The 24,445-nt window shown below is 45.6% G+C and carries 27 protein-coding genes; 17 read left to right on the forward strand and 10 right to left on the reverse strand.

Annotated elements, in window-relative coordinates:
- The 9 genes from Q0K92_RS01505 to Q0K92_RS01545 all read left to right on the forward strand — a co-directional run.
- Positions 1–233: heme exporter protein CcmB (locus Q0K92_RS01505; RefSeq protein ID WP_297324039.1), on the forward strand; the 233-nt coding region annotated here is incomplete at its 5' end.
- 199 nt (positions 234–432) lie between these two features.
- A complete protein-coding gene (locus Q0K92_RS01510) occupies positions 433–1,176 on the forward strand; it encodes a heme ABC transporter permease (RefSeq protein ID WP_297324040.1) in 744 nt (247 codons plus the stop codon).
- Positions 1,177–1,208: 32 nt separating this feature from the next.
- On the forward strand, positions 1,209–1,361 hold the full coding sequence (gene ccmD, locus Q0K92_RS01515; RefSeq protein ID WP_297324143.1) for a heme exporter protein CcmD: 153 nt from the start codon (positions 1,209–1,211) through the stop codon (positions 1,359–1,361).
- Positions 1,358–1,807, forward strand: coding sequence for a cytochrome c maturation protein CcmE (gene ccmE / locus Q0K92_RS01520; RefSeq protein WP_297324041.1), 450 nt, complete (start codon positions 1,358–1,360; stop codon positions 1,805–1,807). Before ccmD ends, ccmE begins: the two co-directional genes overlap by 4 nt.
- A 70-nt stretch (positions 1,808–1,877) precedes the next feature.
- Positions 1,878–3,935: a heme lyase CcmF/NrfE family subunit gene (locus Q0K92_RS01525; protein ID WP_297324042.1), complete on the forward strand. Its 2,058-nt coding sequence runs from the start codon at positions 1,878–1,880 to the stop codon at positions 3,933–3,935.
- Positions 3,932–4,462 carry a DsbE family thiol:disulfide interchange protein gene (locus Q0K92_RS01530; RefSeq protein WP_297324043.1) on the forward strand — a complete coding sequence of 177 codons (531 nt, stop codon included), beginning with the start codon at positions 3,932–3,934 and terminating at the stop codon, positions 4,460–4,462. The genes Q0K92_RS01525 and Q0K92_RS01530 overlap by 4 nt, the downstream gene beginning before the upstream one ends.
- A gap of 14 nt (positions 4,463–4,476) precedes the next feature.
- Positions 4,477–5,001, forward strand: coding sequence for a cytochrome c-type biogenesis protein (locus Q0K92_RS01535; RefSeq protein ID WP_297324044.1), 525 nt, complete (start codon positions 4,477–4,479; stop codon positions 4,999–5,001).
- Positions 4,998–6,332, forward strand: a complete 1,335-nt coding sequence (ccmI, locus tag Q0K92_RS01540; RefSeq protein ID WP_297324045.1) for a c-type cytochrome biogenesis protein CcmI — start codon at positions 4,998–5,000, stop codon at positions 6,330–6,332. The genes Q0K92_RS01535 and ccmI overlap by 4 nt, the downstream gene beginning before the upstream one ends.
- Positions 6,333–6,337: 5 nt before the next feature.
- On the forward strand, positions 6,338–6,799 hold the full coding sequence (locus Q0K92_RS01545) for a peroxiredoxin (protein ID WP_297324046.1): 462 nt from the start codon (positions 6,338–6,340) through the stop codon (positions 6,797–6,799).
- Positions 6,800–7,067: 268 nt separating this feature from the next.
- On the opposite strand, the gene Q0K92_RS01550 is transcribed toward Q0K92_RS01545, so the two are convergent.
- The 4 genes from Q0K92_RS01550 to Q0K92_RS01565 all read right to left on the reverse strand — a co-directional run bounded on the left by Q0K92_RS01550 (position 7,068) and on the right by Q0K92_RS01565 (position 12,228).
- A complete protein-coding gene (locus Q0K92_RS01550; protein WP_297324047.1) occupies positions 7,068–9,398 on the reverse strand; it encodes a nitric oxide reductase activation protein NorD in 2,331 nt (776 codons plus the stop codon).
- Positions 9,399–9,456: 58 nt separating this feature from the next.
- The gene (locus Q0K92_RS01555; protein WP_297324048.1) at positions 9,457–10,263 is read right to left on the reverse strand and encodes a CbbQ/NirQ/NorQ/GpvN family protein; all 807 of its coding nucleotides are present in this window, start codon (positions 10,261–10,263) and stop codon (positions 9,457–9,459) included.
- 107 nt (positions 10,264–10,370) lie between these two features.
- Positions 10,371–10,727 carry a ribulose bisphosphate carboxylase small subunit gene (locus Q0K92_RS01560; RefSeq protein ID WP_292916245.1) on the reverse strand — a complete coding sequence of 119 codons (357 nt, stop codon included), beginning with the start codon at positions 10,725–10,727 and terminating at the stop codon, positions 10,371–10,373.
- Positions 10,728–10,806: 79 nt separating this feature from the next.
- Positions 10,807–12,228 carry a form I ribulose bisphosphate carboxylase large subunit gene (locus Q0K92_RS01565; protein ID WP_297324049.1) on the reverse strand — a complete coding sequence of 474 codons (1,422 nt, stop codon included), beginning with the start codon at positions 12,226–12,228 and terminating at the stop codon, positions 10,807–10,809.
- 199 nt (positions 12,229–12,427) lie between these two features.
- Between Q0K92_RS01565 and Q0K92_RS01570 the strand changes: the two genes are divergently transcribed.
- A complete protein-coding gene (locus Q0K92_RS01570; RefSeq protein WP_297324050.1) occupies positions 12,428–13,342 on the forward strand; it encodes a LysR family transcriptional regulator in 915 nt (304 codons plus the stop codon).
- Positions 13,343–13,558: 216 nt separating this feature from the next.
- On the forward strand, positions 13,559–13,783 hold the full coding sequence (locus tag Q0K92_RS01575; protein WP_297324051.1) for a hypothetical protein: 225 nt from the start codon (positions 13,559–13,561) through the stop codon (positions 13,781–13,783).
- A gap of 25 nt (positions 13,784–13,808) precedes the next feature.
- Here Q0K92_RS01575 and Q0K92_RS01580 read toward each other — a convergent pair whose 3' ends face one another.
- Positions 13,809–14,135 carry a hypothetical protein gene (locus tag Q0K92_RS01580; protein ID WP_297324052.1) on the reverse strand — a complete coding sequence of 109 codons (327 nt, stop codon included), beginning with the start codon at positions 14,133–14,135 and terminating at the stop codon, positions 13,809–13,811.
- Complete coding sequence (locus tag Q0K92_RS01585) at positions 14,132–14,704, reverse strand: EndoU domain-containing protein (RefSeq protein WP_297324053.1); 573 nt, start codon at positions 14,702–14,704, stop codon at positions 14,132–14,134. The genes Q0K92_RS01580 and Q0K92_RS01585 overlap by 4 nt, the downstream gene beginning before the upstream one ends.
- A gap of 121 nt (positions 14,705–14,825) precedes the next feature.
- Here Q0K92_RS01585 and rimO point away from each other — a divergent pair, with 121 nt between their 5' ends.
- The 3 genes from rimO (at position 14,826) to Q0K92_RS01600 (ending at position 17,967) form a co-directional block, all read left to right on the forward strand.
- On the forward strand, positions 14,826–16,160 hold the full coding sequence (gene rimO, locus Q0K92_RS01590; RefSeq protein ID WP_297324054.1) for a 30S ribosomal protein S12 methylthiotransferase RimO: 1,335 nt from the start codon (positions 14,826–14,828) through the stop codon (positions 16,158–16,160).
- 38 nt (positions 16,161–16,198) lie between these two features.
- Positions 16,199–17,323 carry an elongation factor P maturation arginine rhamnosyltransferase EarP gene (gene earP, locus Q0K92_RS01595; protein WP_297324055.1) on the forward strand — a complete coding sequence of 375 codons (1,125 nt, stop codon included), beginning with the start codon at positions 16,199–16,201 and terminating at the stop codon, positions 17,321–17,323.
- A gap of 80 nt (positions 17,324–17,403) precedes the next feature.
- Positions 17,404–17,967 carry an elongation factor P gene (locus tag Q0K92_RS01600; protein ID WP_297324056.1) on the forward strand — a complete coding sequence of 188 codons (564 nt, stop codon included), beginning with the start codon at positions 17,404–17,406 and terminating at the stop codon, positions 17,965–17,967.
- A gap of 91 nt (positions 17,968–18,058) precedes the next feature.
- On the opposite strand, the gene Q0K92_RS01605 is transcribed toward Q0K92_RS01600, so the two are convergent.
- Positions 18,059–18,967, reverse strand: a complete 909-nt coding sequence (locus Q0K92_RS01605) for a TIGR01777 family oxidoreductase (protein WP_297324057.1) — start codon at positions 18,965–18,967, stop codon at positions 18,059–18,061.
- Positions 18,968–19,284: 317 nt separating this feature from the next.
- On the opposite strand from Q0K92_RS01605, the gene Q0K92_RS01610 reads away from it, so the two are divergent.
- From Q0K92_RS01610 to Q0K92_RS01620, 3 genes are all read left to right on the forward strand, one after another.
- Entirely contained in the window at positions 19,285–20,271 is a 987-nt protein-coding gene (locus tag Q0K92_RS01610; RefSeq protein ID WP_297324058.1) for a kelch repeat-containing protein, read from the forward strand.
- A 78-nt stretch (positions 20,272–20,349) separates the two neighbouring features.
- Complete coding sequence (locus tag Q0K92_RS01615) at positions 20,350–20,721, forward strand: DUF393 domain-containing protein (RefSeq protein WP_297324059.1); 372 nt, start codon at positions 20,350–20,352, stop codon at positions 20,719–20,721.
- 125 nt (positions 20,722–20,846) lie between these two features.
- On the forward strand, positions 20,847–21,920 hold the full coding sequence (locus Q0K92_RS01620; RefSeq protein WP_297324060.1) for a hypothetical protein: 1,074 nt from the start codon (positions 20,847–20,849) through the stop codon (positions 21,918–21,920).
- A gap of 103 nt (positions 21,921–22,023) precedes the next feature.
- Here the strand turns inward: Q0K92_RS01620 and Q0K92_RS01625 are convergent, their stop codons facing one another.
- From Q0K92_RS01625 to Q0K92_RS01635, 3 genes are all read right to left on the reverse strand, one after another.
- Positions 22,024–22,584 (reverse strand): NifU family protein, encoded by a 561-nt coding sequence (locus Q0K92_RS01625; RefSeq protein ID WP_297324061.1) that lies wholly within the window; start codon positions 22,582–22,584, stop codon positions 22,024–22,026.
- Positions 22,585–22,699: 115 nt separating this feature from the next.
- The gene (sufU, locus tag Q0K92_RS01630) at positions 22,700–23,185 is read right to left on the reverse strand and encodes a Fe-S cluster assembly sulfur transfer protein SufU (protein ID WP_297324062.1); all 486 of its coding nucleotides are present in this window, start codon (positions 23,183–23,185) and stop codon (positions 22,700–22,702) included.
- Complete coding sequence (locus tag Q0K92_RS01635; RefSeq protein WP_297324063.1) at positions 23,185–24,444, reverse strand: cysteine desulfurase; 1,260 nt, start codon at positions 24,442–24,444, stop codon at positions 23,185–23,187. Before Q0K92_RS01635 ends, sufU begins: the two co-directional genes overlap by 1 nt.
- Position 24,445 lies beyond the last annotated feature (1 nt).

The following is a 24,445-nucleotide window of genomic DNA, read 5'->3' on the forward strand; positions in this document are numbered from 1 at the left end:
GAGCAATAGGTGCCGCGCTTACTTTAGGATTACGAGGCGGAGGTGTGCTGGTTTCGTTACTGGTATTACCGTTATATATACCTGTGCTGATTTTCGGTGCGGGTGCAGTTGAAGCTAATATGGCAGGTGTAGGATATGATGCGCATTTGTCATTAATAGGTGCGTTTCTTCTTATGTCACTAGTTTTTGCGCCTTGGGCCGCGGCATCTTCCTTGCGGGTTTCATTAGAATAAAGCAGATTCCGAAAAAACTATTGGTAATAAATCCACTGCATTCATTTCATAAATTTTGTTTTCTGAAACTTTCAATACTCTGAATTTGCTAATAAGAAAGCAATTCTTGATTTTGTATTTTTAGTATAGAATTGGCGACTACAAAATTTAGGGTTCGGTTCTGGACTCAAACTTAATTTGAAGAATTATAAAATTTAATATGTCGATTAATTGGTTCAAATATTCTTCTCCTGCAAGTTTTTATTCATTAGCGGGAAAAATGACCCCAATATTTGCTTTTGCTGCGGTGATATTGCTGGTGGCAGGTCTTTATATTGGTTTTTTTGTAGCACCTACTGATTTTCAACAAGGTGAAGCCTATCGGATTATTTTTATTCATGTTCCCGCTGCATGGATGTCGATGTTTCTGTATGTCGTAATGGCTTTTTGGGCAGGTATTGGTTTGGCTTTCAATACACGACTTTCCTCCATGTTCGCTACAGCCATTGCGCCAACAGGTGCCATGTTTACCTTTATTGCATTATGGACGGGAGCGTTATGGGGAAAACCAATGTGGGGGACATGGTGGGTATGGGATGCACGATTGACTTCTGAACTGATTTTGTTGTTTCTTTATATTGGTTTCATGTCCTTACAGGCAGCTATTGATGACCCACGGCGTGCAGATAAAGCAGGTGCAATTATTGCATTGGTTGGGGTAGTCAATATTCCAATCATTTACTTTTCAGTACAATGGTGGAATACCTTGCATCAAGGTGCATCAGTGAGTGTAAATCAAGCGCCTTCGATGGCTACCACGATGTTAGTGGGTATGCTAGTCATGGTACTTGCAAGTTGGATGTATTCCATTGCAGTAATACTAAAGCGTACACGTGTCATTATTCTTGAGCGTGAAAGCCATACAGCATGGGTGGCAGAGTTACAAAAGAAAGGAACTGTATAATGAACTGGTCAGATTTATCAGAGTTTTTTTCAATGGGTGGATATGGCTTCTATGTTTGGGGCTCGTATGTCGTGACATTGGTTTGTATTGTGGGAGAAATTTTGTTGATTTCGAATCGCCACCGAACTTTAGAGAGACAACATGGTCTCATTTTTGATATAAATAGAAAAAGAGACAACAAATGAAACCACGTCATAAGAAACTTGTAATTATTGCCTCAGCAGTTACTGCGTTGGGTGTAGCTTCAATTCTGGTGCTGAATGCTTTTCAAAGTAATCTGGTTTTTTTCTTTAGTCCATCACAGGTTATAGCGAAAGAGGCACCAATAGGAAAGAGCTTCCGGATTGGCGGACTAGTTGCAGAAGGGAGTGTGCAACGTGATGATAGGAGTACAACAGTTCGCTTTGCAGTGACTGACACAGCACAAACCATTCCTGTTGTATATACAGGTATTCTTCCAGATTTGTTTAGAGAAGGTAAAGGTGTCGTTGCACAGGGAAAAATATCAGCAAATGGTATTTTTGAAGCTGATGAGGTATTGGCAAAACATGATGAAAATTACATGCCGCCTGAAGCAGCAGAAGCTTTAGAACAAGCAGCCAAAGCGCAAAAAGCCTCTTTGGTGCAATAGTAGTTTCATAGCATCATCTCAATGCATATACGCGATGTAAATCTATAATCATTAACTTATATATAAAATTATGATTCCAGAAATTGGTAACTTTTCCCTAATTCTTGCTTTACTCTTAGCCATCACACAAGGAACGCTGCCTATTATTGGCGCTGCGCGAGGTATTCCGTCATGGATCGCGTTGGCCAAGCCGGTGGTTCAAGGGCAATTTATTTTTGTTTTAATTGCGTTTTTATGTCTGGGGTATTCGTTTGTCAGTAGCGATTTCTCAGTAATGAATGTGGCAAAAAACTCTAATTCAGAATTACCTCTTCATTTTCGAGTGGCTGCTACATGGGGTTCTCATGAGGGTTCTTTATTGTTATGGGTTTTGATGCTGGCAAGCTGGTCTGTGGCTGTGAGTGTTTTTAGTAAGCAATTACCAGATGATATCGTGGCAAGAGTTTTGGGTGTTCTTGGGCTTGTAAGTGTGGGCTTCTTACTATTTATGCTATTTACTTCAAACCCATTTGATCGATTATTACCTGCAGCACTAGAGGGTAGTGATTTAAATCCATTACTGCAGGATGCCGGTATGGTGATACATCCTCCGATGCTATATATGGGTTATGTGGGTTTTTCAGTTGCTTTTGCTTTTGCCATTGCGGCTTTGCTCAGTGGAAAACTGGATGCAACTTGGGCGCGTTGGTCACGCCCTTGGACAATAGTTGCCTGGGTATTTTTGACCATTGGGATTATGCTGGGCAGCTGGTGGGCTTATTATGAACTGGGTTGGGGTGGTTGGTGGTTCTGGGATCCGGTAGAAAATGCATCATTCATGCCATGGTTAGTCGGCACGGCATTAGTCCACTCACTAGCTGTCACTGAGAAACGAGGTAGCTTCAAAAGTTGGACAGTATTACTGGCAATAAGCACATTCGCATTAAGCCTACTTGGAACATTTTTAGTTCGATCAGGTGTACTGACCTCTGTGCATGCTTTTGCAACAGATCCGGCACGTGGTGTATTTATTCTCGCATTCTTAGTTATAGTGATGAGTTGCTCTTTATTATTATTTGCCTGGCGGGCGCCTAAAGTTGGTTTGGGTGGAAAATTTGAGCTAGTGTCGAGAGAGTCATTATTACTTGCAAACAATATACTTCTATTGGTGGCGGCAGGTAGTATTTTGTTAGGCACATTATACCCATTGATTATTGACGCACTGGGTCTTGGAAAGCTGTCGGTAGGTCCCCCTTATTTCGAAGCAGTGTTTGTTCCTGTTATGACACCGGCAATCTTTCTGATTGGCATCGGACCTATTTCTCGCTGGAAGCAGATGAGCTTGCCTACACTGGTAGTTCGCTTACGTTGGGCTTTTGCTGTGAGCGTCATCTCTGCTCTCATGACTCCATATTTAATGGGAGAATGGAAACCGTTAGTGAGCTTTGGTTTATTATTGGCATTTTGGATTGTTGCATGTGCATTTGTTAATTTGAAGCATCGCTTAAGTAATAGTGGGCAAGGCAGTATATTCGCTAGATTAGCTAGGCAATCCAGAAGCTATTACGGAATGCATTGTGCACATATCGGTGTAGCTGTATTTATTATTGGTGTAACACTGGTAAATAGCTATGAAACTGAAAAAGATGTTCGTATGGACATTGGTAGCAAGGTAACCGTTGGAGGTTATACATTCCAGTTTAATGGGACAAGTGATGTCGTTGGCCCTAACTATAAAGCAGTTCGTGGTGATATTGATGTAATTCAAGATGATAAGATTATTCGTGCTATGCATCCTGAGAAACGTACTTACAATGCGTCTGGTATGGCAATGACCGAAGCAGCAATTGATACCGGTTTATTCCGAGATCTTTATGTGGCTTTGGGTGAGCCGTTAGCTAATAATGCCTGGGTAGTTCGTGCTTATCATAAACCATTCGTCGACTGGATTTGGTTGGGATGCTTTTTGATGGCGATCGGAGGTATTCTTTCTGTAACTGATCGTCGTTATCGTTTGAAAATTAGCAAGGCAAGCAATGTTGTGGTTAATAATGTAGAAACAGAGAGTTCACAATCAGAGGTTCCTCCAGTAGCAGTTACTCCTGCGATAAGTAATCCTGTGTTATCCACAGAGACCAGAAAAGTATGATGCGATATTTAATTCCATTATTTGCTTTTATGGTACTCGCAGCATTTTTGCTGGTTGGCCTTACATTGAATCCACGCCAAGTTCCATCGCCACTTATCGATAAACCCGCTCCTGTATTCCAGCTTAACCATTTACATGAGCCCGATAAGGTGATGGCATCAGGCGACAATCTTGGTAAAGTTTGGTTGTTGAATGTATGGGCATCGTGGTGTGTTGCATGTCGTGATGAACATCCATTGCTAGTTCAGTTGGCTAACTCGGGTATCGTGCCAATATATGGACTTAATTATAAAGACGAGCGTACTACTGCGATGCAATGGTTGAAACGATATGGTGATCCTTATACGATCAGTATCGTTGATTCGGATGGAAAGGTTGGAATTAATTATGGCGTTTATGGTGTTCCTGAGACATATGTTATTGATAAGAAGGGAATCATTAGGCATAAACAAATCGGACCAGTAACTGTGGAATCATTAGAAAAAACAATCATTCCTCTTATTATTGAATTGCAAAAACAAGCCTAGAGAATTTAATAAATATGTTTAAAGATCATAATCAGCATGATTTGGCTTTATGTCAATTAAAGAGAGTAAACGGGATTGTCATTTTTCTTTTTTTGATATTGATTATTCCTTCATTGGCGTGGGCTAAAGAAGCGATACCCGTTGCAGAAGATCCTGAGGTTGAGAAGAGAATGCTGGCATTAACAATGGATTTACGTTGTTTGGTTTGTCAGAACGAGTCAATCGCTGATTCCCGCGCTGAGTTTTCTAATGATATAAGACGCGAAATTCGTGAGCAAATTAAGGCGAATAAAAATGATCAGGAAATTATTCAGTTTTTAGTTGATCGGTATGGTGATTTTGTTCTTTATAATCCGCCCATGAAGCCTACGACAATATTGTTATGGTTTGGTCCTGTTGCTCTGTTTATTATCGGATTTGGATCACTGATAATTTATTTACGGCGTCGGCGCAGACAAATAGAGGATGTGCCATTATCTGAGGCACAGCTCAAAAAAGCTGAGGCATTACTGAACGAGAATAAAGGTAAGAACGTATGACGTCATTCTGGGTTATCTCTGGTGTTTTTATTGTAACAGCCTTGTTATTTGTAGTGCCTACACTATTGCGAAATAGAAATATACAACAAGAAAATTCAGAACATGATGCAGTGAATATCACTGTTTATCGTGATCAATTGGCTGAGCTCGATAATGACTTGCAAAATGATATTTTGACTCGCGAGCAATATAACAAAAGTAAACAAGAACTTCAGCAACGTATGTTACAAGACGTTCCTGAAGGAGAGAAAGTGATTATCAAGAAAAACAAGAAAATTTATAGTATTGCAACCTCAGTTGTTATTACATTAACGTTGCCACTTGCAGCAGTTTTTCTGTATTTGGTAATTGGAGATACAAGAGGCCTGTTACCGCAAGCACAACTTGCCAATGCGACACAAATGAATCGTGATGGCGGTAATAATTCTCCGGCTGGACATGATTTCTCATCTGTTTTGGACAATCTTGTCGCACGATTAAATAAAAATCCTGAAGACATCGAAGGGTGGGTAATGTTAGGTCGTACGTATGCGATCATGGAACGTTATACTGATGCGAGTAATACCTATGCTAAATTGGCAGAATTAGTTCCCAATAATCCTCAGATACTAAGCGATTATGCTGATGTACTGGCAATGAAGAATCAAGGAAATTTGGCAGGAAAACCTACTGAATTGATTTATCAAGCTTTGAGTATTGATCCACAATATCCAAAAGCGCTAGCTCTGGCGGGAACAGCTGAATTTGAACAAGAGAAATTTGAACAAGCAGCAATTCATTGGGAGAAGTTACTGGAAGTAATTCCCGCTGACTCTCAATTAGCTAAGTCAGTAAAAGATAGTATTGACGAAGCTAAATCACTGGCAGCAGGTGGTGATAAAAAAGTTTTGTTAGCACAACAAACCACTGTTTCTGAACCACAATCACAACAGAATCCCAGCGTTCAATCCCAACCTGAGAAGAGCGCAAATGTAGTTGCATCAAATTCGATTTCAATTTCTGGACAAGTGACTATTAGTAAAGAGCTAGCGTCAAAAGCTTCTCCTAATGACACATTATTCATTTACGCCCGTGCTAAAACAGGACCGAAAATGCCCTTGGCTATTTTACGTCTGAAAGCAAGTGATCTTCCCGCTACCTTTACATTAACAGATGATATGGCGATGATGCCTACTATGAAAATATCGAGCTTTCCGGAAGTGGTGATTGAAGCCAGAGTCTCGAAATCCGGGCAAGCTGTTACCGCTAGCGGGGATCTGCTAGGATTTAGCGAACCAGTCAAACTTGGCAACAATAATATATCGATCGTGATTAATAAACAGGCGCCATAAACAGAATGTTAGCGATTAATCATCCTGTTGAAGATTTTGTTTTACCCTCAACTGATAATAAAGAGTTCTCGTTGTCAGCCAATATGGGTAAGAATCTGATTATTTATTTTTATCCTAAAGACGATACGCCAGGATGTACCTTGGAAGGTCAGGATTTTCGTGATCACTGGCATGAATTTATTGAGAAAAATTGCATCGTTTGGGGCGTTTCAAGGGACAGTGTTAAATCGCACCAGGATTTTAAGGAAAAAATGCAGTTTCCTTTTGAATTATTGAGTGATGAAGATGAGAAAGTCTGTAACCTGTTTGATGTCATGAAAATGAAAAACATGTACGGTAAGCAAGTTCGTGGCATTGAACGCAGTACGTTTGTTATAGATACTAAAGGCGTATTAAAAAAAGAATGGCGTGGTGTCAAAGTAGAAGGTCATGTTCAAGAAGTTCTAGACTTTGTTTCCACTATGTAGCAGCAAAAAAGCTGATGACAAGAGAATTGTTCGTAGTGGCGAGAACAATGTTTGTTCAGTTCTCTGTTTTTGTACTTATCTGATAATTTATTTTCTTCTACAGTACTGTAATCTGTTTTCAGATATGATAATTGAGATTCCCCTCACGTATCAGACATTGATATTTTCAACATTTAACCCATATTTCCCATTAGAGGAATTTCTAATAGAAAATATGGGTTAAATTCTTCGCTATACTCAGGATGATAAAAATGAGTATCCCAATAGCCTATCGTGTCAATCCTGCATAAAGTATTGGTAGTTTTTCAGGTAGCCGTTCCACATGATCGACTACCAGATAATTGCGTTCGCCGAAAATGCGTGACACATATTGATCCGCACGCGGGTCGAGGCTCATGCAGTAGGTGAGGATACCGGATCGGCCGGCTTCTTCCACCGCTTTTTTGGTGTCGTGGCGCAGGTATTGCGGATCGCGTACGTCGACGTCGGCGGGTTCACCATCGGTGATGACGAGCAGCAGTTTTTTCGCGGATTTCTGCAGTCTCAAATAATGACTGGCGTGGCGCATTGCGGCACCCATGCGGGTGGAAAGCTGTCCGGTCATGCCGGCTAGGCGGGCTTTGGGGATTTCGTTGTAGGGTTGGTCGAAATCCTTGAAGCGATAATATTCTACGTCATGCCGTCCATCCGAGCAGAAACCGTGGATTGCAAACGGATCGCCGATTTTGTTGATGGCGTTCGCAAGCAATACGGTGGCCTGGCGGGTCAGATCCAGCACGGAGTAGTCATGTCCGGTGACTTTTTCGTTGGTGGATTCGGATAAATCCAGCAACACCAGCACCGAGATATCACGAACTTTGCGTACCGAGCGCATCATGATGCGTGGGTCGGGTTGCATGCCCATGCGGATATCAATCATCGAACGGATGGCGGCGTTGATGTCGATCTCATCGCCATCTTCCAGCTTGCGGATGCGGCGGGTACCTTGTGGTTGCATGGCATCGAGCAAAAATTTCATACGTGCGATTTCACGTTTGTATTGTTGGGCGATATCGTCAATACATTGCATGTCGCCCAGCTTGGCGCGTTTTTCCTGCACCGTTGCCCAATCAGGGCGTTCCAATTGAATCTGGTAGTCCCATTCGGAATAGTGATAGGGTGCTGAAACCGGTTCTTTGCCTTCCAGTTCATTGTAGGAAACACCGGTATCTTCATAGGGGAAGAATTCAGTACCCATGACCCAGATTTCCTGGGCATCATCTCCGGCTGATTCCACTTCGACTTCGTTGGCGAATTCCATCACATTGACGTATTTGCGCACTTGTTTCGGCGCATCATAGCCAGCTGATAATGATTTATTTAAATCAAATTCCTCGAATTCCCAGAAATAACGGTTGTCATCGCGATAAGGTGCGGTGAGGTGATCCGTCAGCATGGCGAAAGGAATGTTTTTTTCTCTAAAACTATGCGTCAGTTGAACACCGATATCCCATGAGATCTGATAGCTGTCCAGTTTGTTCTGTGCGGCTGCAAAAAGACGACGACCTTCGGTAATCCAGCGATCTGTATCCTGATGATAATCCGGGTCGAGTAAAGCGCGTGCTAGGCGATTAAGGTAATCTCCCATCGTGACGGCCATGTCCGGTGTGGCGGTATGCAACGCTGCCCAGGTTTTGCGTAAACCGGGAAAGCGGCGAATGGCCAGTTCTTCGATACGTGCATCTTCAAGCACGGAGATTACCGCCATTTGCATCGGATTTAACCCTTCCGCAGAAATGGGCTGCTTGGTTTCCACCAGATGCGCGGCGGCATGCGCGGCGGCGGCTCGATAGATTTCTGTGGCGGTGACATCGCCATGACTGTCATAGGCATCGGGTAAGTAGATGAAATAATTTTCAATATAGGGTTTGTAGCCTTCACGCGTTTCAAAATCACCGGAAGTGGGCTTCATGAAAAAGTCACGTCCCCAAAGTGCCCGGAGATACATATTGATGCGGCGCTGCACATCCACAAACAGCGTGCCTTTACGTTCTTTTTGCAGAACTGCGAGTGATTCCTTGGATTCCAATCCAAAATACTTTATTTGCTCTTCGTAATCCGTGCGATGCGCATGCGCTCCCCACATGGCCCAGCGACGCAGGCCACCCAGCGTCAATTGCCCGAACAGGATGTCCAGTTTGTTGAGCATGGGGCGCATACCGCGAGGTGCTTGTGCAATCAATGTATTCAGGAATTGCAGATAATTCTGGAATAACTGCGCATCACCCAGGCGTTTGGCGGCTGTGGGGGAGGTGGCCAATACCAATTCAATCACCGCGCCTGAAGTTCTTGAAGCGAGTGAAAGCACGGAAGTCGCCAGATCGCTGATGACATCCTCACCAATTTCTTTGGTAACCAGTGGGATTTCATCAATCCAGCAATCCACCAGGCTGCGTCCACGGCCCAGTCCACGCAGTGCTGAGACGCCTTTCAGATAATTATCCAGTCCACGCGCTGAAAAAGTTTTCACTACCTCAGGCCAGGCATGACTGAGTAATTCAATCGATTCCGGTTCCAGGTCTTCCAGTAATTCTTTGTAGTCATCCAGATTAATACTCATCGTGACACACTCTTATAAAAGATTATTGAGCAACTGTATGCAATGGACCAGCCAAGTGTTAATTAAAGAAAGTTGACACAGCGGCATCCAATGCATCGCGCATATCAGGGTCATCGGTAATGGGGCGCACCAGGGCAACGCGGCAGGCGGCATGGGCATCTACCTTTTTGACGATGAGGCTGCCGGCGTAAATCAGCATACGTGTTGAGATGCCTTCGTCCAATCCATGGCCTTTCAGATTACGTGCACGTTCGGCTATCGACACCAGTTTTTCTGCAATTTCAGTGGATACGCCCGTTTCATGCGCGATAATTTCACTTTCAATGTCATGGCTGGGATAATTAAAATCCAGCGCGCCAAAACGTTGTTTGGTCGATTGCTTGAGGTCTTTCATCAAACTTTGATACCCTGGATTGTAGGAAATGACAATCTGAAAATCCGCATGCGCATGAATGAGTTCGCCTTTTTTCTCCAGCGGCAAGACACGCCGATTATCGGTTAATGGGTGGATCACCACGGTGGTATCCTGACGTGCTTCAACGACTTCATCCAGATAGCAGATAGCGCCGTACCGTGCGGCGACAGCCAGCGGGCCATCTTGCCAGCGTGTGCCATTGGCATCCAGCAAAAAGCGCCCCACCAAGTCGGATGCAGTCATATCTTCGTTGCAGGCGACGGTAATCAGCGGTTTTTTTAATTTCCACGCCATGTGTTCGACAAAACGGGTTTTGCCGCACCCGGTAGGACCTTTCAGCATCATAGGCATGCGCACTGAATAGGCCGCTTCAAATAATTCCACTTCATCAGCTACGGGATGGTAATAGGGCTCTGCGGTCACGCGGTATTGATCAATGATTTTGCTCATGATGAACTCCTGTTATAGCGATCTGATAAGTATTTTATTTTGATCAAAAAAAACCCCCGATCCTGTTGCAGGTAAAGGGGGTTCCAGGGTACGAAACCCGTTGTGTCTTACACAGTCTTGCCGCGGTATATCACCATGGCGGTACCTTGTGACTGGTTGAAATTGTTGTAACCAATCAAACGGACGTGATTATTTGGATTGGCTTTATGACAAGCGGCGGCTTCTGCCAGCACGCGGTCTACATCAGTTTCACCAAACATAGGCAGCTTCCACATATACCAGTAGGAGTCCATGACATACTCAGGTTCCGTATGTTCAATGGCCGGATTCCAGCCTTTGCTGATTAAATACTGCACTTGCTTTTTGATATCCTTGTCAGCCATCGCAGGCAGGTAGGAAAATGTCTCAAATTTACGGCTTGCTGGATCACTGACACGTGATTTGTAATCGATTACTTCACTCATTATTTATTCCTCATTTTTAGAGAGATGAAGAAGAAAAGCAATGTTAGTCATCCGCTCTTCTTCTTTAATTATATATTGCTTACTTGTGGGCTACGTCGAGCTTATCAACAGTATCAAACTCGAACTTGATCTCTTTCCATGTTTCCATGGCGATTTTTAGTTCGGGGCTGCTTTTCGCTGCCTTGGTCAGAATCGCTTTGCCTTCCTTCTCGATTTCAACACCTTGGTTACGTGCTTCTACGCAGGCTTCCAATGCAACACGGTTAGCAGCAGCGCCGGCAGCATTACCCCATGGATGACCCAGCGTACCACCACCAAACTGCAGGCAGGCATCATCACCGAAAATTGCGACCAGCGCCGGCATATGCCAAACGTGAATACCACCCGAAGCGACCGGGAATACACCTGGCATGGAACCCCAGTCTTGATCGAAGAACAGGCCGCGGCTGCGGTCTTCTTTGATGAATTTGTCGCGCATGGTATCGATCCAGCCGAGGGTTGCTGCACGGTCACCTTCCAGTTTGCCGACCACGGTACCGGAGTGCAGGTGATCGCCACCTGATAAACGGAGCACTTTGGTTAAAACACGGAAATGAATACCATGGTGCGGGTTACGATCGAGCACGGCGTGCATAGCACGGTGGATATGCAACAAAATTCCGTTGTTGCGGCACCAGTTAGCCAGGCCCGTATTGGCAGTTAGACCACCTGTCAAGTAGTCATGCATAATGATCGGTGCGTTCAATTCTTTAGCAAACTCTGCGCGTTTATACATTTCTTCTGGAGTCGGTGCGGTTACGTTCAGGTAGTGGCCTTTACGTTCACCTGTTTCGCGTTCTGCCTTGTGTACGGCTTCCATAACGAATTCGAAACGATCGCGCCAACGCATGAAAGGCTGGCTGTTAACGTTCTCATCGTCCTTGGTCAGATCCAGACCACCGCGCAGACATTCATATACGGCACGACCATAGTTTTTGGCGGACAAACCCAGTTTAGGTTTAATGGTGCAACCTAACAGCGCGCGGCCATATTTGTTCAAACGATCGCGTTCCACTTGAATACCGGCAGGTGGCCCGCCACAGGTTTTGACGTAAGCAATCGGGAAGCGAACATCTTCCAGACGCAGTGCACGTAACGCTTTAAAACCAAACACGTTACCTACCAACGAGGTCAATACGTTAACGACAGAACCTTCTTCAAAAAGATCGATTGGGTATGCTACGAAAGCATAGAAACAGGTGTCATCCCCAGGTACGTCTTCAATCTTATACGCACGTCCTTTGTAGTAATCCAGATCGGTAAGCAGATCAGTCCACACTGTGGTCCAAGTACCGGTGGAAGATTCTGCAGCCACCGCAGCAGCGACTTCTTCACGAGGTACGCCGGGTTGTGGCGTAATTTTGAAACATGCCAAAAGATCGGTATCCAGTGGCGTGTAATCAGGGGTCCAGTAAGTTTGTCGATATTCTTTTACACCAGCGTTATATATTTTTACGGCCATAGTTTCTTCTCCAGTTAAATTCCACTCGACTCCAGCCAGCAATAACAGACAGAAAAGAGAGGATATTGCGTTACAAACATCAAACATGACTACTCAAATCTATGAAATGTACTATAGCGTTATTTATCTATAAGAACAAATCAGTAATTTTGATATTTATGATAAGGTTATACTTATGAAAATTTTACTGAGATGATACATGCTACATCTTACTTTGCGACAGTTAAAAGTGTTTGAATCGGTTGCGCGGCATTTAAGCTACTCGCGTGCCGCTGATGAGCTTCATTTAACTCAACCTGCTGTTTCCATGCAAATTAAGCAATTGGAAGACAACGTTAGTTTACCGCTATTTGAGCAATTGGGTAAACGAATTTATCTGACCGAGGCGGGGCGTGAGTTATACCAATATAGTCGTGCAATCTCCCAGCAATTGTCGGACATGGAAGTTGCCCTGGACGAATTGAAAGGCATGGAGCGCGGTAAATTAAACATTTCAGTGGTGACAACGGCCAATTATTTTGCACCGCATTTGTTGGCGAAGTTTTGTCAAAGATACAGTGGTGTCACCGTCAGTTTGAATGTTTCCAATCGTGAAGCGGTATTGAAACAATTGGCGGATAATCTGATTGATCTTGCGATCATGGGGCAGCCGCCGGAGGATCTCGATATTGATAGCGAATCGTTTATGGAGAATCCACTGGTGGTAATAGCGCCACCCGATCATCCGTTGTGTCAAGAGCATCAAATACCTGTCAAGCGACTGGAAAAAGAGATTTTCCTGGTGCGCGAATCGGGTTCCGGAACGCGCGGTGCCATGGAACGTTTTTTCACCGAGCATAACATCAAGATCAATAAAGGCATGGAAACGGATACGACTGAAGCCATTAAACAAGCCGTACAAGCCGGAATGGGGCTGGGGATTATGTCGCAACATACTGCTGAATTGGAACTGGAAATGAATCGTTTGAAAATCCTGGATGTACAGGATTTCCCTATTATTCGATATTGGCATGTAGTCAATAGGAAGAACAAACGGTTGTCGAGCGTTGCCAATGCCTTCAGGGAATTCTTGTTAAAAGAAGCTGCCACATTGATGGTTGAATCAAAAAAATAAATGTGATTGTGGTCATAGTAATTTGGTATAGTTGAGTAGGAATAGTCTTACGGGTGTTGTTTGGTAAAAGCAGCATAAATAATTCAACAAGATTAAGAAAGAAATGGCAGAGGATATGGGTGATATCGTTATCGATTATGCGCATTCTATCAACGTTGAAGGTACAATTAGCAAATAATGTATTTGTAACAATACAATATCGAGAGAGGGAGAACAATGTCAGGGCAGGGATCTGGTGGAAATGTACTTGCAGCGATTTGTAGTTTTTTTTTCCCGGGTTTGGGGCAGTTGGTGCAAGGGCGGATATTAGCGGCAATTTTATTTTTTGCCATCGCCGGGATAGGTTATTTTTTCGCGGTACTAATCATTCCTGCAGTCATTGGCGGAATTTTTCATCTGTGGTCGATCATTGACGCAGCAAGGTTTGCTGGCGCTGATTAGATGGGCCTTAATTCATACATAGTTGTCATTTATTTTGCTGACCAGCGATGTATTCCTGCCATGACTGTACTGCCGCTTTAAATGTAGCCAGTGGGATTTTCTCAAGTTTACCGCCTTCTTCCGCAAAATCCTCTTCAATTTCGACATAATCCGGGAATAGTCGCAGGCAGTATGCATTACCAATCCGCTCCCATTCAGGAAGTTGTCCGGAGTGAACAGCATGTATTTTCTGTAGCAGTTCACTCGCATCTTCCGGGCTTCTTTGTATGTCGATCGTCAAATAGGCAATGATCAGGCGATGCGTGGGTTCAGCGGGATGATGCCCTGACCAGGTAAAAGGATAATTATTCATTCGAAAATTGGAAATGCTGTATTGATTTTGCCTTGTTTGGCGGGTGCGAAGCCGATGGTGAAAAATTTTCCATCTTTGCTGCAGTATTGGAGGTTTTCGTCTTGCTCTGCTGCAGATTTGTTTTCAGGTTTGTTTTTACCGCATTGCGTCCAATCAGGAGAACCGGATGGGCACTTTGTGCCTAAACTTGCCGTTGCGTGACTGATGGAGTTTAGCACTTGTGAAAGGGTGCAATTGTCCGGAAACATGGATGAGAATTTGTTTTTATCCGGATGATCTTTATATGACCAACGACTGGTATAAACGCCAGCTGCATTGGGTTTGCTTTGGATGGTCAGGTGTGCGACGGTCGAAGGATTGTTGCCGCCCGGTCGTGAATGAAAACCTTTAGGTCGATTGTGACTCCATTCACCACAAAAAATATGCTGTTGATTAACCTGTAGTCCATTGTTCAATGTTGCCCAATGCGGCAGTGACGCGCAATCAATCTGAGCGAATACTGGCGCTGGTATGAGCATAAGCATGTATAAAAGTACTTTCGATGCATACCGGATTTGCAAATAGTCCATGTTTTTCCCTTTTTGCCAATTGCCAATGTATTAGAAGATAAAAAAATGTAACAGGCAGTTATCAGATAAAATTCAATATTTGCTCAATAGCTGCATCATATTCTTATTTAATTATTTTTACATGTCATCTAAACATACTGCACAAAAAGTTGGTTTTATTTCACTGGGTTGTCCAAAAGCGCTGGTAGATTCCGAGCAAATTCTGACACAGTTACGCGCTGAAGGTTATGAAATATCGCCTTCGTACGAAGACGCCGATCTGGTTGTTGTTAATACATGCGGATTTATCGATAGCGCGGTGGAAGAGTCGCTGGATGCTATCGGCGAAGCGTTGGCAGAAAACGGCAAAGTCATTGTCACAGGCTGTTTGGGCGCCAAAGAGGATGGCGATGTCGTTAAAAAAGCCCACCCGCAAGTGTTGGCGGTTACCGGACCGCATGCGCTGCCGGAAGTAATGTCCGCGATCCACACGCATTTGCCGCAGCCGCATGATCCCTATACCAGCCTGATACCGCCCCAGGGAATCCGTTTGACGCCCAAGCACTATGCTTATGTGAAAATTTCCGAAGGCTGCAATCATCGCTGCACATTTTGCATCATTCCTTCAATGCGCGGTGATCTGGTAAGTCGGCCGATTCATCAAGTGATGCAGGAAGCGGAACATCTCGTGAATGCCGGTGTTAAGGAGCTTTTGATTATTTCGCAAGATACCAGCGCGTATGGTGTTGACGTGAAATATCGCACCGGTTTCTGGCAAGGTAGGCCGGTTAAAACCCGGCTGACTGAACTTGCGCAGGCGCTGGGCACATTAGGGGTGTGGGTACGTTTGCATTATGTTTATCCTTATCCGCACGTGGATGAGGTGATTCCATTGATGGCGGAAGGCAAAATATTGCCTTATTTGGATGTGCCGTTTCAGCACGCTAATGCACGCATCCTGAAAGCCATGAAGCGTCCGGCAAATGCTGAGAATAATCTGGCGCGCATCCAGCAATGGCGCAAAGTTTGCCCCGATATTGCCTTGCGCAGTACCTTTATCGTGGGTTTTCCGGGTGAGACTGAGGCGGAGTTTGAGGAATTATTAGCGTTCTTGCGGGAAGCGCAATTGGATCGTGTGGGATGTTTCGCTTATTCGCCGGTAGCGGGTGCAACGGCTAATCAGTTATCCGATCCTGTGCCGGAGGATATCAAGGAAGATCGTCGTGCGCGTTTCATGCAACTGCAGGAAGAAATCAGTCGTCAACGTTTGGCAACGAAAATAGGCCGAAGGATGACCGTGATGATTGACGAATTGACTGAAGATGGCGTTGTTGCCAGAAGTAGTGCGGATGCGCCGGAAATTGATGGTCTGGTATACGTGGATCAAGTGAATCATGGTCAGCCGGGTGATTTCATTGAGGTTGAAATTACAGATTCGGATACGCACGATCTTTTCGCCACGATGATTAATACGTAGCGTAAATTCACTGTTCGCGCAATCTTTCCTATATTGCCATGCAGCGCCGTTGGGATATTTTCTGCAGAGTCGTTGATAATTTTGGTGATATTGGCGTCTGCTGGCGTCTGGCCAAACAATTAGCGCATGAGCATCACCAAAGCGTGCGGCTATGGGTTGATGATCTGGCTAGTTTTGCCTGTATAACGCCGACTGTCGATCCAAATGCCCGATACCAAGTAGTACACGGTGTTGAGATTGGTCACTGGCAAGCGGTATTTGTCGCCGTTGAGCCTGCTGAAGTGGTGATTGAAGCGTTTGCCTGTGAGCTGCCGGATGTTTATGTGGCGGCATTGTTGCAGAAAATAAAGCAGTCTGTCTGGATCAATCTGGAATATCTCAGTGCCGAGCCGTGGGTCGCTCAATACCACGCGCTGCCGTCACCGCATCCACGTCTTTCTTTAACCAAGACATTCTTTTTCCCCGGTTTTGTGCAAGGTACCGGCGGGTTACTGCGCGAAAGAGATTTGATCGCGCAAAGGGAAGCTTTTAGCACGGCAGCAGAACATGCATTTTTGCAGCGACAAGGTTTGCTCGAGCGCAAATCTGATGAAATACGTATTTCACTGTTTTGCTACGACACTGCGCCAGTCGAGAAACTGATCCAACTATTGTCAGAATCGGTAGTGCCGGTTTTATTAATTGTGCCGCAGGGAAAGGTGGCTGAGAGCATCATGGCATTATTGGGACGCAAAGCGGCATTGATAACGCATGGGCAATTAACTGTGCAGGTCATCCCGTTTATGGAACAGACTGATTATGATCGGCTACTCTGGAGTTGTGATGTTAATTTTGTGCGTGGTGAAGACTCTTTCGTGCGCGCCCAGTGGGGAGCGAATACTTTTATCTGGAATATTTACCCGCAGGCGGAAGGTGTGCATTGGAGAAAACTGGATGCATTTCTTGAGTTATATACCACCGGTATGTCGATCGAAATGGCTGCGGCTGCGTGCGAAATGTGGCATTGTTGGAATGGCAGGGGGGAAATAAATAGCGTAGTCTGGATGAACTTCTTGTTCTTCCGCAAGTCTCTTGCGTACCATAATAAAAACTGGGTTAAGCAATTACTGAAACAGAATGATTTGACATCCAGTCTGGTGCAGTTTGCTGAAAATCGGCTATAATCCGCTGCTTATAAATTTGGTGTTGGGTTTTATTCAACCACATCAGTCTTTGCTTTTAACTAAAATTCTGGAATTGAACTATGAAAACCGCAATGGAACTACGCTCAGGTAACGTCGTAATGGTTGGTAATGATCCCATGGTCGTGCAACGGGCGGAATTTACCAAATCTGGCCGTAATGCATCTGTGGTCAAAATGAAACTTAAAAGCTTATTTTCCAACACGACAACGGAAAGTGTTTATAAAGCCGATGAAAAATTCGACTTGGTTGTATTGGATCGCAAAGACTGCACGTACAGCTATTTTGCCGATCCATTGTATGTTTTTATGGATGCCGACTATAATCAAATTGAAGTAGAAGCTGATAATATGCCGGACGTCCTGAATTATTTGATTGATGGTATGGAAGATGTTTGCCAGGTGACTTTTTATGACGGCAAAGCCATTTCCGTTGAATTGCCCAACACGATTGTGCGCGAAGTTGAATACACAGAACCTGCGGTAAGAGGGGATACCACGGGAAAAATCATGAAACCGGCGCGTCTTGTCGGGACAGGATTTGAAATCCCGGTAGCTGGTTTTGTGGAAATTGGCGACAAGATTGAGATCGATCCGCATAATAATGAATTCAGAAAACGAGTTTGATGCATGTTCGGGTCTAAAAAAGCGGCGTTAGCCGCTTTTTTTATTGGATCATGAGTAAGCGCAAGCACTTCTGCGCATTATGTGGCTGTATTTAGCTTTTCCCGAATGAATCATCCAGTGCGGCTGATAATTGAGTGAATTTGAATTCAAAGCCATATGTCTGCAGCAACTGGGTGGGTACGACGTGATAGCTGTTGAGCGCCAGCGCAGCGGCTTCCCCTAATGCCAGTTTCAAAATAAAAGCCGGGGTTGGAAGAAATGCGGGCCGATGGAGTGCTTTGCCGAGTGCGGCCGCAAAGTCTCTGTATCGTACCGGATTGGGTGAAACGACATTCACCGCACCGTGATAACGCGTATCCACAGCAGCGGCTACGTATGCTGAAACCAGGTCGTCAATATGAATCCACGGCAACCATTGGCGTCCATCGCCGACAGGTCCGCCTAATCCCAGTTTGAATATGGGCGAGAGTTTTGCCAGCATGCCGCCATCGCCCAATACAATGCCGGTACGGATGCTCACTCGACGCACCCCTTTGCTTCCAATAGTCGCGGCTTCTTTTTCCCAGTCACGACAGATGGTTTGCATGAAATTTCCATGTTCAGGCACTGCATAGGATTCATCATAAATTTCATCGCCCTGGCCGGGATAAATGCCGATCGCTGAAGGGCAGATAAAACATTCCAGACTGGAAGACGCTGCTGCCACCAGTTTGCGGGTGCTTACAATGCGCGAATCATAGATCTCGCGTTTGCGTTGATTCGTCCACCGGCCATTACCCAGATTTTCACCCATCAAGTGAATGATTACCTGGATATTTTTCAGCGCCTCGGTGGGCACTTCCGCTGTGGCATAGTCCCAATCATATGCTGGTACTCCCAGCTTTTGGCTAGCATGTACAGCATTCCGGCTCAATACCTTGATCGTATGACGATCTTGTTTTAGACGCTGCACAAGGTGCCGACCAACGAACCCTGTCGCGCCAGTTATGAGTATGTTCATTTTTTCTATGATTCATTGCAAAGCTGATCGGTTAATATTCAACAACACTCCGCATTTTGTGCAGACAGGCCGTTATCAGTGTGCACTTTTCAGTCAAAATAGTAAATAAATTTAGGTTATGGCCGCATTCCAGTGGGTTTGCAGCGATGAGCGTATTTCTCACTTAAAGTGGTAAACTCTCGGCATTATTGTGGGATTGGTCAAAGCCGGATTTGCACATATTTTCGATTGTCACCTCGAGAAAGAAGATTCACAATGACTAAAACTCGTCGAGTTCATGCTCGCTGGAATTGATTACGTGTTGGAGGAATTTTTCTATGCTGATTTTAAGATTATTTATTATTCTTTTTCTTACTTTAATTCATATCAGTCCGGCACTTGCTGATGTTTCCAAAGGAACATGGGCAGCGGCTGCACCGGCGCCTGCGCCGCGCACAGAGGTAGCCGCAGCGGCTATTGACGGTAAAATTTATGTGGTGGGAGGTTTTAATAAACCCAGTTTGAACAATGCCTTGAAATTTGCCATTAGTAGCGAAGTACAAGTATACGATACTGCTGCAGATTCCTGGTCGCTCACCACGCCGCTGCCACAAGGCCGGCATCATGCGGGAATTGCTGCAATTGACGGATTGTTGTATATCGTGGGCGGGTTTACAAGATCTTATTTGTCGGTCTGGCATGCGGTTGCCACAGTGTATCAATATAATCCCGTGACTCAGGCATGGCGTGAACTTGCGCCGATGCCAACCGCACGCGGAGCACTCGGCGTCGCAGTGCATCAGAATCGCTTATATGCAATAGGTGGGTATGATGGCAAACACAATTCCGGTGCCGTGGAAATTTTTGATCCGCAAACGAATACCTGGTCATCCGGCGCCTCTATGCCGACTCCACGGGACCATCTGTCAGTCGTAATGACTGGAAACCGGATCTATGCCATCGGCGGCCGGCCTAAGCTGAATTATCACCGCAATATGGGAACTGTTGAAGAATATGATCCGGGTACTGATCAATGGCGATCCCGTGCGCATCTGCCGACGCCCCGCAGCGGCATTACTGGAGGCGTCATCAACGATTGGATTTATGTCGTCGGCGGTGAAGCGAAAGAGGGCACGTTTGCCACCAATGAAGCCTATCATCCTGCGACTGATCAGTGGCGCACCATGGCTCCGATGCCTACCGCGCGCCATGGACTGGGGTCAGCTGTTGTTGCCGGACGGTTGTATGTAATCAGCGGCGGCCCAGCGCCGGGCGGCTCTTTTAGTCAAATCAATGAAGTCTTTACACCACCCGCGATGGAGTAGTTCTAAGAAACCCTGGCTGATCGATAAGTCTGCGACAGCAACCATTCTGTTTCAGTGCTTGATCAAAGGGAGTTGATAATGAAGAAAGAAAAGCAAAAAATCACTGTCTATTATGATGGCGCGTGCCCCAGTTGCATCAAGGACCGGAAAAACTACGAGAAGCTGGCAGGGAAAAATGGAGAAGATGTGTGCTGGTTCGATATCAGCGGACAGGATGCCTATCTGCGCGACATCGGTATTGATCCTCACAAGGCCCTATCCGAATTACATGTTCGCGATGAACGCCAACAGATAGTTTCCGAACTCGATGCTTATATCTTATTGATGTCGCGGGTATACCTACTAAAACCGCTGGCCTGGTTGATCGGTCTGCCGGTGATTCGGCCATTGCTGGCGTCGCTCTACCACCGCATGGTCAATCGGCGTTTGAAAAGAAGCGGGCGCCTGTAAATCAATATTTATGACGGTTATTGCCCTGGCATTGTCAGCACCGAAGTGTATATCCAGAAACATTGTGGTATTGTGAAAGTAACGAGTGTCCCATTGATCCTTTCCCTACGCGCAAGGAGATCAACATGAAAAATCCCATAAAGCAATTCATCTTGTTGTTCTGCACACTGATTTTTGTCGGCAGTATCAATGTGGCATCCGCTGATACTGCTGGTGATGCTGAAATATTGTTTAACTGGGCTGAGAATAATTACTCACAGTATTTTCCCAGTCACCAGGTAACACAAAGTAGCGCGCCATGGTTGTTTCGGTTTTATCCGGAAACAAATACTTATGCGGGTGTTAACACAACGGATAACGGTGTTTATGTATTGGGCGGTACTTGGGGGAATGTCAATCCGACGTATATTGATAGTTTGCCTAATTTATTGCTGACAGCAATCAATGCCGCGATTGTTGTCCTTGGTCACCCCGAGCATGTCACTGCAGCAAAGCCGTTGCTCGCAGGACTGCCGGTGCAATACGGCGGTACCCCGAAGCCGGCAGACACGGTATTGTTCGTTGTTTCCGCGCAGGATGGCCCTATGCCGCAGACACGTCTCGATGCAGAAGCAGTGGCTTTACTGCCTCGCGCGATGGATGCCATCCTCGTGACGAGAACGGCTGATGTTGATGCGGAGTTACTCCAACTCGTGATCGTTGAAATACGGGAGGTGTTGGAACAAGCGGGTGATCCACGTTGGAGCGCTATGCCGTTGATCAAAGAGACGGATCCAAACATTCGCCTGACACTGCGCGGGCTTCAACCGTTACCTACCGGACGTGCGCTCGTCGTGCTCGGTCAGTCGAGCGCTGTGGACCTCACCACGCCGTTGCTGGCGGGATTGCCGTCCAGGCTCGGACCACCGTCAATTGTGGGTGATGGACTGCTATTCGTTGTCTCAGCTCAGGATGGACCGATGCCTCAGACTCGCCAACAGATCGAGGCGATTGTCGGGAGTCCGCACGCAGCTGACGCTATCTTCCTTGTCAACGCCAAGGCTCAGCCTGATCGGGAGTTGCAGGAGCTGGTGATCGTCGAAATGCGCGATCTATTGGGTGCGATGAGTGAGCCACACTGGGATTCGATGCCGGTGCTCCGGGATACCGATCCAAATGTGGGGCTGACGCTACGTGGCCTATTGCTTCCGGCACCGTAAGTTAGCAACCCAAAAATCTTAGGTGATGGCAGCTACCTTGAATAGAAACGCAAAAACATTGGTGTCAGCATCATTTTCCAGATAATTGATTAGAAGGCTTCGATTAACTGGCAATGACTTGTATATCAGGCTCGATGGTTTTCAGCATATTTTCAATACCTCTCAGGGTGCCTGATATGGAACTGGGGCAAGTGCCGCAGGCGCCTTGGTAGTGGATACGTAAGATGTTGCCTTCGAGTCCTAAAATATGTAAATCGCCGCCATCATGTTGCAAATAGGGACGAACTTCTTCATCCAGCAGGACATTGATCCTTTCCAACCGTAGCTGATCTTCCGGACTTAAGTCGGAAAGTGCATTGTTAGCGGCAGCAACTGTCTCAGCGGATTGCGCTGAGGCGGCGGGCGCTGCACGGATGGGGTCGGCAATTTCACGTGCAAGGTCTTGCCAGTTGGCATCGCCATCCTGGGTGACGGTGATCCAATGGTCAATGTAAAACACATTGGTGACATGGTCGATATCAAAGAGTGCAGACGCCAGCGGGTCATCTTTGGCGGCTTCGGCATTGTCGTACGATCGCGCAATTCCCCAGGTCAAAGGTTCCTTGAGGATGAACTTCAAAGCGTTTTTATTCGGTGTTCCTTCAATATCAGCAATTTTTGGCATTTTAGTTTTAATACTGAATTATGAAATAGTTATCAGGAAAATGGTTATTTACATATAAAACTGAATGGATAAATAGATATGCGCAAATCCACTGTTGGGTGTTACTTTTCGTAAACTAGGAATTATCTGGTACTACTGTCTGTACCGGATCATTATTGGCTTCAGTCGATGCGCTGGCGATAGAGTTGAGCGCGGCATGCAGGGTATGCCACGGCAAAATCGCACATTTAACGCGTGTTGGCAGATCACGTATGCCGGAGAAAACCGTCAAGCGCCCAAGGTGATGCGGATGATTGACATCCAATTTTCCGGTGGCCAATTCACGAAACTCATGAATCAGTGTTTCCGCATCCAAACGAGATTTACCTTTGACAGCGGCTGTCATCATGGATGCCGATGCCTTGCAGATCGCGCAGGACTCGCCCTGAAATGCGATGTTATCGATCTGATCGTTTTGAAGTTGTAATGTGATGTCCAGGCGATCGCCGCATAGCGGGTTATGACCTACTGCATGATGACTGGCGCAATCCAGTTTGCCATAATTACGCGGTTTTCGATTATGGTCGAGTATGACTTCCTGATAGAGTGAATTGGTGTGCATTATAAAAAAACCTTTTGGACAGTTTTAATGCCGGCGACCAAGGCGTCCACTTCTGTTTTTTTATTGTAAAAGGCAAATGAGGCCCGGGAAGTGGCCGGGACATTAAAACGCTGCATGACAGGTTGTGCACAATGGTGCCCGGTGCGAACTGCAATGCCATCCTGGTTCAGGATGGTGCCGATATCATGCGGATGGATGCCGTCGATGGTGAACGAGATGACAGCCGTTTTTTCTGCCGCCGTACCAATGATTCTGACACCCGGGATCGCATTCAAACATTCTGTTGCGTAATCAAGCAGGGTGGATTCATACGCAGCAATATTCTCGATACCGATCGCCGTCAAATAATCAACGGCAGCGCCAAAACCAATGGCTGCGGCGATAGGCGGCGTACCGGCCTCAAATTTGTGTGGGATGGTATTGTAGATCGTTTTTTCAAAAGTAACGGAAGCAATCATGTCGCCACCGCCTTTGAAGGGTTGCATGGCTTCAAGTAAAGCAGCTTTGCCATAGAGTATGCCTACTCCGGTTGGGCCGCAGAGTTTATGCGCAGAAAAGGTATAGAAATCGCAATCCAGTGCTTGCACATCAATCGCAATATGCGGCGCTGCCTGTGCGCCATCAATCAGAACAGGAACGCCATGTTGGTGAGCAAAATCAATCATGCGTTTGATGGGATTGATGGTACCCAACGCATTCGATACATGAATTAAACCAACAAATTTAGTACGTTCATTGAACAATTTCTCATATTCATCCACTTCCAGTTCGCCCTTGTCATTGATCGGGACAACGCGAATTTTTGCACCTTTCTCAGTAGCCAGCATTTGCCACGGTACGATATTGGAATGATGTTCCAAAGTGGTTAGAATAATTTCATCGCCAGCTTTGATAAATTTACGTCCATAACCGTGCATGACCAAATTGATGGAATCGGTTGTGCCGCTGGTAAAAATGACTTCTCTATCTTCGCGCGCATTGATGAATTGCTGCAGTGTGCAACGCGCACGGTGATACTCCAGCGTAGCAACTTCGGATAAATAATGGACAGCACGATTGATATTGGCGTGCTGCGTGGTCTGATAGCGTACCAGACGATCAATGACTTGTTGCGGCATTTGACTGGATGCAGCATTGTCAAGAAAAACAAGCGGCTTGTTGTCTATTTTGAGTTTAAGAATCGGGAAATCAGCGCGAATCTTTTCCCAATCAAAACCGGAAGATATTTCAGATTTCAGAGAAACATTAACTGGATTCATG

This window comes from Nitrosomonas sp., from assembly GCF_024282095.1.
Classification (GTDB): domain Bacteria; phylum Pseudomonadota; class Gammaproteobacteria; order Burkholderiales; family Nitrosomonadaceae; genus Nitrosomonas.